Source organism: Sporolactobacillus inulinus (assembly GCF_006539285.1).
In the GTDB taxonomy this organism is placed as follows: domain Bacteria; phylum Bacillota; class Bacilli; order Bacillales; family Sporolactobacillaceae; genus Sporolactobacillus; species Sporolactobacillus inulinus.
In genome coordinates this window covers 1-11,345 of the sequence record NZ_BJMS01000100.1, presented here as the reverse complement: position 1 = coordinate 11,345, position 11,345 = coordinate 1, and the positions used below count along the sequence as shown (strand labels likewise).

Below are 11,345 nucleotides of genomic sequence, written 5' to 3'. Positions count from 1 at the left end.
TTGGTTTTTCTTCATTGTCGAAAAGGAAGTACTTCGGCTAGCGGTTCGAAAAGAAGAAGCCACATCCCCTAAAGAAGTCGAGAAGTATTTAAAGTACTTTCTCAGATGCGGATTCCCGATCCACAATTATCGGTTGGGCATCAGGTTAAGCGCCCAATCTGATAAATAGACGGAAAAATTTCCTTTATTAAAAAATAAAATAAAAAATAGCTTAAATACACGGAGCATTTCCGCTTATCAACGTGAAAAACGTGAACATGGGGGAATTTGCTTTTAATAATCGGAAAATCTCCCCTTATATGCTCCTGAAATGAACTCTACTTTGCATATAACCGAAAAATCTCCGCTTATTTTACGAGTTACTTAATTAAGGACCAGAATACTTAATGAGCTCAAAAATGTCTAAGAACTCCTCATTTAGATGCTCGGACGCCTGCGGAGCGTCCCTGTTGACCACAGGCCATAGGGGAGACCCGCAAAATACCAGCATGTCTGAGGAAGCACCTAGACTGTCCGCGATCAACCCCTGTTGATGCGAGCATAGCTGATGAAGCGAGGCACTCCACGATCCGTCAGCAAACACTAAGAACGCTCCAATTTTTTCAAAATTCAACATTTACTTGCTATTTATTTTGCGAAAAGCGTATAATGAATTTATTAAAAATTTGTAAAGAGATCTAACATCAGGGGGCGCTCGAAAAATGATAAAGAAATTATCCATAGTCTCACTTTTACTCGCATTTATTCTCGTCTTCACGGCCTGTTCTTCAGGCAGTAGCGGTTCTTCTTCTGAAAAAAAATCAAGTACGAAGAAAACCTTGCGCATCGTCAATGATGCATCATATCCGCCGTTTGAAACGCTTGAAAAAGGCAAGATGGTTGGGTTCGATGTTGATGTGATCAAGGCACTTGCCAAAGCGGCCGGCTACAAATACAAACTGGAAAACGTCGGCTGGGATCCGGTCTTTGCCGAACTGAAATCAAAAACAGCGGACATGAGTATCTCAGCCATTTCAATAACGGAGGATCGCGAGAAAACATATGATTTCTCGAATCCTTATTACCGTTCGATCAACGAAATCATGGTTCCAAAATCAAGCAAAATAAAATCCGCTCAGGATCTGAAGGGCAAAACGGTTGCCGTTCAGCAAGGAACAACGGGTCAATATGCGGTAGAAAAAGTACTTGGAAAAAACAATCCGAAGATTAAAAAATTCAAAACCGTCAACCTTGCGATTATGGAAATGCTCAACCACGGCGCAGATGCAGTGGTTGCCGATAATGGTGTGATGGATTATTATGTAAAGAATAACCCGGGTAAGAACTTGAAAACCGTTGGCGATGAAAAGACATTTGATGGCGAGTTCTACGGCATGATGTATCCGAAGGACAGTAAGCTGAAAGCAACGTTTGATAAAGCGATCAAAAAAATTATTGACGACGGCACCTACTCGAAGATCTACAAGAAATGGTTTGATAAAGAACCGGATTTGGACAAGCTACAAGCAAACAATTAATGAATCATAATAACAAGTAACATTCACCGGTTGCTTAACATTTTGTTAAGCAACTTTTTAGGTTAGGGGAGGATTCAGTTGGGCGTAAACCCTTTAGATATCATCAGAGAATATTTGCCCTTTTTAGCAAGCGGTACGTTGTTCACGATCGGATTTTCACTTGGCGGCATTATTTTTGGAACGATCCTCGGATTGTTCATCTGCTTTGGAAAAATGATTCGTAACAAGCTGCTCCGTGCTCCATTTGTCTGTTACATCACATTTTTTCGCGGCACGCCGCTGTATGTGCAGATATTGATCATTCACTTCGGCCTGGTTCCACTCATTTTCCATCAATCGAACGGAATCGTTGCCGGTGTCATTGCTCTGTCGCTGAACGAGGCTGCCTACATTGCCGAAGTGTTCCGTGCCGGCATTCAATCGATTGACGAAGGGCAGACTGAAGCAGCGCGATCGCTCGGCATGGACCGTTTGCAGGCGATGCGTTACGTCATCTTGCCGCAAGCCGTCCGCCGCGTCCTGCCGCCAATGGGCAATGAATTCATCAGTTTGATCAAAGACAGCTCGCTGATCGCAGCCATTGCGGCACCGGAATTGACCTATTGGGCACAAGCGATGGGCGCGCAGTACGCGATTGTTTGGACACCATATCTGACGATCTCCTTTATCTATCTGATCCTGACGCTGACAATGAGTTTTCTCGTAAATCGCCTGGAAAGAAGGATGGCGACAAAATGATGATTAAAGTAGAAAAACTAAAGAAAACCTTTGGTGAAAATGAGGTACTGAAGGACATCAACCTTGACGTTGAGAAACAGGAAGTTGTCGTTGTCATCGGCCCATCCGGTTCTGGAAAATCAACGCTGCTTCGTTGTATTAATCAGCTGGAGACGATAACCTCAGGGCATGTCTTTATTGAAGGCACCGACATTTCAGACAAGAATGCCAACATTAACAAGATTCGCGAAGACGTAGGGATGGTGTTTCAACAATTCAACCTGTTCCCGCATATGACCGTGCGCGACAATATCATGTTGGCACCAACCAAAGTGAAAAAAGTGAGCAAAGATAAAGCGAAAGCGAAGGCAATGGACTTGCTCGGCAAGGTGGGGCTGGCAGAGAAGGCAGATGCCTATCCGGATTCACTGTCCGGCGGGCAGAAGCAGCGCATCGCCATTGCGCGAGCGCTTGCCATGGAACCGAAAATGATGCTGTTTGACGAACCCACATCGGCGCTTGATCCGGAAATGGTCGGCGAAGTGCTCGACGTCATGAAACAGCTTGCTGAAGACGGCATGACAATGGTCGTCGTCACTCACGAAATGGGTTTCGCTCGCGAAGTCGGCGACCGCGTCGTTTTTATGGACGGCGGCTACATTGTCGAAGAAAATGAACCGAAACAGCTGTTCGAACACCCGCAAGAAGAACGAACCAAAGCCTTTTTAAGTAAAGTGTTATGAAAACGAAACGACCCCCAGGCAACCGAGCACAATTGCCTGGGGGTTTTTTCTTATTAAGGACGCGAGTGGAACTTAGTCGAGCCATTTAGGGGACGCGCTGAGCAACCGCAGACGATAGCAATTTTTCGCCGTTTCACCCAGCCGGTCAAGCAGATTATAATTAACCACAGCGCCGACCGCCGCACCGATACCCGGCATCAGCTGCAGCATCTTGGCAAAATCAAGATAGTCGCGGTATTCCTGCTGGAATTCTTCCCAGTCCAAGTCCAGAAATTCTTGTTTGCGCGTTTCCCAATGTTCAATAACCGCGAGCGTCTCATTCCGTACCTCATCGCTCGAAAAAGCGAGCTTGAACACTTGCAGAATAAAGACGCGTTCCGAATAGTCTTTCGTGTCAAAGCCGTAAACCGACGCCGCGTCAAAGAGAAATTTCATTTTGATTGAAAGCAGCAGCGGAAAGTCAGCGAGACCAAGCAGAATGCCGCCGGCACCGGTACCCGCGCCTTCAACCACAGCCGTCTTCCGGTAGTTGGACAACTTCTGCGTGAGCAATTGATCTTTTTCCTCAAGAGACAAGCCGGCAGCCTGATCTTTTTTCGTGATCCACTGTGAACCATTCAAGCAGGCCTGAACCATATTTTTAATCGCAACCGTAATCGCATTCATGACCTTTTCAGGAATGTAGCCATTAATCTTTGCCTGAACTTTTTTGGACATCCGGTTCAGCAGATTCGACGGCTTGCGCATTTTTCGCTTCCAAACCATGATTTCATCATAAGCCTTCAACTCATAATCGTTCATCGGAACCCTCCTTGTTTGATTTACGCATGCCGATCGAAGCGCGTTTCACTTAAAAAAGCGAAATACTTGGGGTGCATAGGAAAGAAAAGCAGACATGACCAAATCATGCAGAGTTGCTTGACGAACGAACAACAGAAGGCGAGTTCAAACTCATTAGAAATTGCTTACGCGTGCACACAACATTTTTGATGCACGATGCAAAAAACGCTGAAAATGCCGATTCAGAAGTAAAAATTGGATAAATGAATCCGGCCGATTACCGGGTTTGAATCGTTTTCTAAGTCATTCACCCTATTTTTTCCCAACGGCTTAGGCGCCTGCCCATCCGGATTTGCGCGCTGGGCATACAGTAGTAACAAATACGATAGGCAGGTGTTTCGAAAATGTATCAGGATCAAAATGGGGATGCATATCCGTACGGCTATGAGTCGTACGACATTGAGCCGTACAGTTATGTAAACGATTATGACGATATTTATGTTGATGGGCGTGAACAGCCGCAGCCGTTTTTCATTCCGCCGAATGCGATTCAACAAGAGTTGAACCGCGGCCGTCGCGGCCATTTTTACCGCACGCGGCTGGCAAGTTACAATCAGATGATGCTCATTCAGCTCTTGGGGATCAATCAGAACACGGGCATGGTGAGCATGAACGTTTACTTGCCCTGGCAGCGACGCTGGGTTCAGCACCAGGAACACTTTTCCGATATGTCCGGACTCACGTATGTCGGCCCTACGCCTCCGCCGGGCGTTCCATTTCCAAGACCCACGCAGCCGCCGCGTCCGCCGCGCCCATGGTGGTGCCCGCAATTTCCATGGCATCCTGCGTGTAGATAAAAAAAAGAAAGTCCAACAGAAAGAGATGGCACCGTGCGTGCGGGCCATCTCTTTCGTTGTTTGATCGGCGCTCGTTTTCGATTAGACTTCCTTATAAACGGTGACTTCTTTAATTTCCGGCAGCAGGCTGTAGGCAGTGAGCCGATGCTGGCCGTCGTACAAACTGAGATCTTTGCCTACGATCATCGGCGGAAGCTTGCCGCCTTCGTGCAGGTGGTCAACCATTTGTTTGACGTTATCGGTGTGATAATCGTCGTAGTTTTCCGGATCATTGGCCCATTCTTTGTACGTGATCAAATTTTTACCATTGTTGCTGAACGTGCAAGGGACGTCGTACAGCGCTTCCTTTGCGATTGTCGTAAGCACAAATTGGTGGTCGTCCGTGCCAAACGCGTCGTTTTGCAGATCACTGTATTGGCTGCAAATCGCTTTTCCTGTTAAAACCTCTCCCATATGCAACCCCTTCTAAACGATTTCCAAGCCGCAAAATGATGGTTGCGGCAATTCTTTCATTCATTATAAAATGCCTCATCCTGCAAAGTAAAGATGATTCTGGGGCGATTTGACAGATGGTAACTTTTTGCTAAACTTAACGTTAATATAATCTGAAGCGGAGGCGCGCGTATGTCGGTAGAAGCAGTGAAGGATTATTTCAGGTCGGTCGGTCGTGAAAAGGATGTCATTGAGCTTGAACTTTCCAGTGCAACGGTGCAGTTGGCTGCGGAACATCTGCATGTTGCACCGGAACGGATTGCGAAAACGCTCGCGTTTCGAGGCGAAAACAAGCAGGGTGCCCTGGTTGTCGTCATGGCTGGTGATGCCAGGATTGACAACAAGAAATTCCGCCATGAGTTTGGATTCAAGGCGCATATGCTCTCGCCGGAAGAGACGCTTGAACAGGTTGGTCACGCGGTGGGCGGCGTTTGCCCATTTGCCTTGAAGCATGACTGGCCGGTTTATCTGGATGAATCATTGAAACGGTTTGAGACTGTTTTCCCGGCATGCGGCAGCAGCAACTCAGCGATCGAGCTAACGATTGACGATCTGTATCAATTTGGAAACGGCAAGGCATGGGTCGACGTCTGCAAGGGCTGGCAGGACGAAGCGGAGGCTTAATCGGTAATACTAAAGACTTAGTGCAGAATAGAACGTCGGAGGGTTTCGGGACCCCCGGCGTTCTTTTACACTAGAGAAGTAGACAAAAACAAACGGCCGGATTCGCTGACTTGAGGCGAAAAGGTCGATTTTATACATGAAAAAGGAGTTTTTCGATGAAACGATTTGCGATTGTACTGGTCATTGTTGCGCTCGCCTATTTCATTATTTTCAAGCCGATCCCGTTGCTGCCGTTCAGCAAGCAGCAAGCATCAGCCCCGGTCACGGAGCAGGTCGACCAGATCAAGCTTGAGGTTGGCAGCATGCACACCGAGGTCAAATTGAGCGATGACGACCAGGTGCACGCGGAGTTGAAGGGAAGAGGCAGCGTGAACGTCGTACGTTCCGGCAACACGGTTCACGTGGAAACACGTCGACCGTTCACCTTGTTTAACTGGTGGAACCGTACACGCCTAACCGTCAGTATCCCGCGCGACTATGAGCGAGCACTTGACTTCACCATTGGCTCAGCAGATCTGGATTTCACCGCTGAACCCGAAACGACGTACACAGCACTGACGGCGGATGTCGCCTCAGGTTCGATGACGGCGAAAAATGTGACTGCAGAGAAAACCACGATTACCGTGCGTTCCGGAAATGCACGCTTAAATCATTGGAAGACTTCATCGGCCGATCTTGTTGTGCGGTCGGGGAACCTCAAAGCAACCGACTACCACGGTGGATTTAACGCACAAGTAAACTCCGGAAACCTGACAATGGATGTCGCAAAGTTTACCGGATCGGTCAAAACAACCGTACGCTCCGGACGCGCAAGGATCCATTTGCCACGCGACGCCAGCTTCCGCCTGAAAGGCAACGCAAACAGCGGCTTGATTCAATGCACGCTTCCGCTGAAGGAGAAGGGCAAAGGGGAGAACACGATCGAAGGCGTGCATGGCTCGGGCACGTACACGTTTGACGCTACGGTCAACAGCGGCTTGCTGCATATTAATTGAGCAAATTGGAACAGGGGTTCGGCGATCGTGCCGGTCCTTTTTTTCATTTTCATTAAGGAAGAAAGCTTATGATTTTGCCCCGTCTTCAAACCCATAGACCCATGTCTTGGCCAAGCATCAAGCGCGAAGATGCGCGACGTGGAATGTTGGGATTGTATCATATTTCTACCTTGTCGGTTTGATTCATGATATTATAGTAGAGTTGCCCGATGCTGATGATCGAACGCCAAGCATCAGCAAGGTTATTCATGAAGGTTTGAGAAAGAAGTGGTGGAATGGAAACATTAGAAGAAAAAAAGATTCAAACGCATGAAAATCTCAACGTGATCCCAATTGTGCTCATTTTGCTTTCAGGCGGGTTTGTCACAATATTGAACCAGACGCTGCTAGTCACAGCGCTGCCGAGTATCATGCATGATCTGAATCTTACATCGGTTAGTGTGCAGTGGCTTCAGACAGTATTTTTGCTTGTCAACGGGATTATGATTCCCATTACAGCCTTTCTTGAGGGAAGGTTTACCACGCGAAAATTGTTTTTGTTCGCAATGGGATCATTTACTCTTGGTACGCTGATCTGTCTGCTTGGGGACAACTTTCTCCTATTAATTATCGGGCGCATTGTCCAAGCGATGGGCGCCGGCATCATGATGCCGCTGATGATGACGGTTATGTTTATCATTTTTCCAATTGAAAAACGTGGATCGGTGATGGGGATCTTTGGACTCGTGATCGGGTTTGCGCCGGCGATCGGCCCGACCTTGTCCGGCTGGCTGATCAACCACTATTCATGGCGGATTTTGTTCTACGTCGTGCTGCCGGTGGCGCTGCTTGATTTCATTCTTGCTTATTTTATCCTGAAGAATGTCACCAAACTGACTTACCCGAAACTGGATGTGTTATCGATTGTCCTGTCAACGATCGGATTTGGCGGTATCCTGTATGGCTCGAGTATCGCTGGAAGTCGCGGCTGGGGCGATCTTGAAGTTCTAGCCACGTTGGCGATTGGGGCTGCGGCGCTGGCGGTCTTCATCTACAGACAGCTTCATCTCGACCAGCCGATTCTTGAGTTCCGCGTCTTCCGCTATCCGATTTTTACGCTGACAACGGTAATCGGTATGCTGTGCTTCTCGGTGTTCATTGCCGGAGCGACGATGCTGCCAATCTATATGCAGACGATGCTCGGGTTCTCACCGCTCAAATCGGGGCTGATGCTGCTTCCGGGTGCAATCGTGATGGGCGTCATGTCACCGATCACCGGACGCATCTTTGATCGAATCGGCGCGCGCGGACTCTCGATCACCGGTGTATCGATTTTGTTGCTGATGACGCTGCTGCTTGCTCGCGTGGATGCTGAGACGTCGTTTGCCTATTTGGCAATCGTCAATGCTGTGCGCATGATGGGACTTTCGATGGTACTGATGCCGACCACCACGGCCGGCCTCAATCAGCTGCCGCACCATCTGATTCCGCACGGCACGGCGATGAACAACACGATGCGCCAGGTCGCCGGTTCGATTGGTACCGCGATCCTGTTCACCGTCATGGCCTCAACCGCGCTCGATCCGAAAAAATTCGGCGTCAACGGACTAATTCACGGCATCGATATCGCATTCACCGTGGCTACACTCTTATGCGGCGTTGCACTGATCTTAACCTTTTTCGTAAAAAAACCAAGCGTATCACACTAAAAATAACCCCAAAACCTCCTTTTAGCACACTCTGAAGTGCAGAAGGAGGTTTTTTGCTTTAATTATTGAGCGTTGCGCTTTAGCTTTTGCGGGATTCGCTTTAACTTTCGTGAGCTTCCTTTAACCTCGAAAATCTGCTTTCATTCTTGCACAATTCCATTCGATTGTTGTGCATCTCATTGAACGCGATGATTTGCTTCATTAGGAGTGCGCCGGCGAGCGGCGCACGATTCGAACGCAGAGCGCCTCTGCAGCATACGCTGATAAAAAAAGTATGCAGTGGGGGCGTTCGCTGATGCCAAAGCTATTCGATCAGATGCAGCCATTTTTTGATCCACGCTGGCTGCGTCAGCAGATTTTTGAGACGATTGATTTTTACGATCCGCAGTGTGTTGATCAGAAAAACGGCGGTTTTTTTCATTGCTATCTGGATGATGGCACCATTTGTGACCGGACGACAAAATCACTGGTGGGTACGGCACGCTTCATCTACATATTCAGCGTTGGCACTATGCTCGGCGGTCCGGCACGTTGGAAGACGATCGCGAAACATGGATTGCGCTTTCTCAATGAAGTCATGCGTGACCGAATCAATGGCGGTTACTATTGGCAGGCGGAGGAACGCCAAGTCAGCGATGATGGAAAAGATACCTATGGACAGGCGTTTGTTCTGCTCGCCTTGGCAACGGCGACCAAAGCGGGCATTGCCGAGGCACAGCCGCGAATCAAGGAGTTGGCGCAAACGATCAATGCCCATTTGTGGGACGACGCACATCAACTCTATGTTGCGAAAAAGAGCCCCAATTGGAGCTGGACGGATCCGTACCGGGGACAGAATCCGAACATGCACCTTTGCGAAGCGATGATTGCCGCCTACGAAGCGACCGGCGACCGTGATTACCTCGAAACCGCGCACACACTCGCACGCACCGTGACGGTCACACTCGCGGAGCAAACGGGCGGTTTGATCTGGGAACAGTACGATCAGAACTGGCGACCGGACTGGGTGCGCCACGCCGAGTACGCGGGTAACGAGTTCCGCCTTTACGGGTATGTGCTCGGCCACTCGATTGAATGGAGCAAGCTGCTCACAAAAATTTACGCGTATACGCGCGAACCATGGCTGCTTGATCGGGCCAAAGCGCTCTATCATCAAGCATGGCGACGCGCCAAAGACGACCGCTTTGGTGGCTTGATCTTCTCAATTACCCCGGATGGCCAACCGCTCGACACGTATAAATACTATTGGGTCATGGCAGAAGGCCTCGGCGCATCGGCACGGCTGGCTGCAGCCGACCCGGCGCAGCAGCGCGCATACCTGGATAACTATCAATGGCTGTTTAACTACTGCTGGAACCATTTGATCGACCACCGCTATGGCGCCTGGTATCCGAAGCTGACCCGTTCCAACTTACGCACCGGTTATGAAAAGAGTCCGCTTAACAAAACCGATTATCACCCCGTCACGAATGAACAGGAGGCCATGCACGTTTTTGAAAAACTAGGCCCAGACGCACTTTAAACGAAACCGCTCCTCAGCGTACCCCCAGACAGAAACCGGTGACATGATCAGCTGGTAGCAGAGCAGAAACAGCACCAAGCCAAGCCGATTGCGGCGCACCCTCAAGCCGAGTCTTTTAAAAACACGATTCTTTTGATAGAGGTAGAGTGATCCGAAACTTAGAATGGTCAGCGGCAAAACGAGCAGCGTGGTCAGGCCAACGATCCAGTAAATGCCGAAGAATGCCAAAATCAGCCCAGGAATCCAGCACACAGTGTAAACGATGTCCAAGTACGGCATCATCAGATTAATTCCGGTTAGATATTTCGTATAGACGAGGGGATGCTGCCACGGCTTAATTTCCGTCAGACCTTCAATCATACCGCGCGCCCAGCGTGAACGCTGTTTGGCAAAATGGGCCAGCGTTTCCGGTGCATCGGTGAAAGCGACAGCCAGCGGTTCAAAATAGACGCGCCATTTTTTATGAAGCAGCCGCCAGGTCAGGACAATGTCCTCGCCAATCGCATTCGGCCAGCCGCCAACCGCTTGGACGCATTCGGTTTTATAGAGACTGAACGCGCCTTGGGCAACCAGCGTACCTTGATAAAGCCCTTGCAGCCGTTTGACCGAAGCAATGCCGAGGAAATAATCCCATTCCTGCATGCGCGTGCAAAGCGAAGCGCGGCTATTGCGCACCAGCATCGATCCGGCAACCGCACCTACATCATCTGGACTGCTGACCATACGCGCAACAAGCGCACGCACCGCCGAAGGATGAAGCAGCGTGTCGGCATCGAGTGTAATCACAAAAGGGGTGGCGACATGTTGCAGCCCCTTGTTCAACGCGTGAAATTTGCCCGGACGTTTCTCATGGAGCAACGTAACGTCCAAATCCAGCACTTTGGCTGCACGAGTAACCGCGCCCTCCGTATCGTCATGCGAATGATTGTCGATCACAATCACATGCAGATGCGCCCGATAATCTTGCCGGGACACATAGCGAAGGGTCTGCTCAATCGACGCCTCTTCGTTGTAGGCGGCGATCAACAGGGTCACCGGAACCGACGGATGTGCCTGTTTCCAGCGCGGCTGCCGGTCAAAGAACAGACTAATAATCAAGAAGGCATTCAAATATCCCGGGATATAGGCAATGGCACTGATCAGAATCAAGGCAAGCGGAAAGGAAACCACCGCGGAGAAATCAAGCAGCCACGGCAGCGATATATAAATAGAAAAGAGCAGCCAGGCAAAAGCAAAACCATGGCTGATCCAGAATTTTATCGAAACGGGTACATACAACTTGCGAGATTGCCTATTTGGCTCAAGCGGAGGGATAAGCAAATTCATAGCAGACTCCTAGAAAAATAGTATGACGGATGATCCGCGAGCACATGGCACAAGCATGAGCGTTTAAGTGATGTTTTTAGAAAA

At 49.2% G+C, this 11,345-nt stretch carries 11 protein-coding genes; 8 read left to right on the top strand and 3 right to left on the bottom strand.

Annotated elements, in window-relative coordinates; translation table 11 throughout:
* Positions 1-701 precede the first annotated feature (701 nt).
* The 3 genes from SIN01_RS12235 to SIN01_RS12225 all read left to right on the top strand — a co-directional run bounded on the left by SIN01_RS12235 (position 702) and on the right by SIN01_RS12225 (position 2,977).
* Complete coding sequence (locus tag SIN01_RS12235) at positions 702-1,517, top strand: basic amino acid ABC transporter substrate-binding protein (RefSeq protein ID WP_010026484.1); 816 nt, start codon at positions 702-704, stop codon at positions 1,515-1,517.
* 78 nt (positions 1,518-1,595) lie between these two features.
* Positions 1,596-2,255, top strand: a complete 660-nt coding sequence (locus SIN01_RS12230; protein WP_010026485.1) for an amino acid ABC transporter permease — start codon at positions 1,596-1,598, stop codon at positions 2,253-2,255.
* The gene (locus SIN01_RS12225) at positions 2,255-2,977 is read left to right on the top strand and encodes an amino acid ABC transporter ATP-binding protein (RefSeq protein WP_010026487.1); all 723 of its coding nucleotides are present in this window, start codon (positions 2,255-2,257) and stop codon (positions 2,975-2,977) included. The genes SIN01_RS12230 and SIN01_RS12225 overlap by 1 nt, the downstream gene beginning before the upstream one ends.
* Before the next feature lie 72 nt (positions 2,978-3,049).
* Here the strand turns inward: SIN01_RS12225 and SIN01_RS12220 are convergent, their stop codons facing one another.
* Positions 3,050-3,778 carry an EcsC family protein gene (locus SIN01_RS12220; RefSeq protein WP_010026489.1) on the bottom strand — a complete coding sequence of 243 codons (729 nt, stop codon included), beginning with the start codon at positions 3,776-3,778 and terminating at the stop codon, positions 3,050-3,052.
* Between the two features lie 383 nt (positions 3,779-4,161).
* On the opposite strand from SIN01_RS12220, the gene SIN01_RS15100 reads away from it, so the two are divergent.
* Complete coding sequence (locus SIN01_RS15100; RefSeq protein WP_010026490.1) at positions 4,162-4,614, top strand: hypothetical protein; 453 nt, start codon at positions 4,162-4,164, stop codon at positions 4,612-4,614.
* A gap of 81 nt (positions 4,615-4,695) precedes the next feature.
* Here SIN01_RS15100 and SIN01_RS12210 read toward each other — a convergent pair whose 3' ends face one another.
* The gene (locus tag SIN01_RS12210) at positions 4,696-5,067 is read right to left on the bottom strand and encodes a ParB N-terminal domain-containing protein (protein ID WP_010026491.1); all 372 of its coding nucleotides are present in this window, start codon (positions 5,065-5,067) and stop codon (positions 4,696-4,698) included.
* Positions 5,068-5,238: 171 nt separating this feature from the next.
* Between SIN01_RS12210 and SIN01_RS12205 the strand changes: the two genes are divergently transcribed.
* The 4 genes from SIN01_RS12205 (at position 5,239) to SIN01_RS12190 (ending at position 9,935) form a co-directional block, all read left to right on the top strand.
* Positions 5,239-5,730, top strand: coding sequence for a YbaK/EbsC family protein (locus SIN01_RS12205; protein ID WP_010026492.1), 492 nt, complete (start codon positions 5,239-5,241; stop codon positions 5,728-5,730).
* A gap of 155 nt (positions 5,731-5,885) precedes the next feature.
* Positions 5,886-6,725 (top strand): DUF4097 family beta strand repeat-containing protein, encoded by an 840-nt coding sequence (locus SIN01_RS12200; RefSeq protein ID WP_010026494.1) that lies wholly within the window; start codon positions 5,886-5,888, stop codon positions 6,723-6,725.
* Between the two features lie 275 nt (positions 6,726-7,000).
* Positions 7,001-8,413, top strand: coding sequence for a DHA2 family efflux MFS transporter permease subunit (locus SIN01_RS12195; RefSeq protein ID WP_010023610.1), 1,413 nt, complete (start codon positions 7,001-7,003; stop codon positions 8,411-8,413).
* Between the two features lie 295 nt (positions 8,414-8,708).
* Entirely contained in the window at positions 8,709-9,935 is a 1,227-nt protein-coding gene (locus SIN01_RS12190; protein WP_052766840.1) for an AGE family epimerase/isomerase, read from the top strand.
* Here SIN01_RS12190 and SIN01_RS12185 read toward each other — a convergent pair.
* The gene (locus tag SIN01_RS12185; protein ID WP_010026324.1) at positions 9,915-11,261 is read right to left on the bottom strand and encodes a glycosyltransferase family 2 protein; all 1,347 of its coding nucleotides are present in this window, start codon (positions 11,259-11,261) and stop codon (positions 9,915-9,917) included. The two genes, SIN01_RS12190 and SIN01_RS12185, sit on opposite strands and share 21 nt — an antisense overlap.
* Positions 11,262-11,345 lie beyond the last annotated feature (84 nt).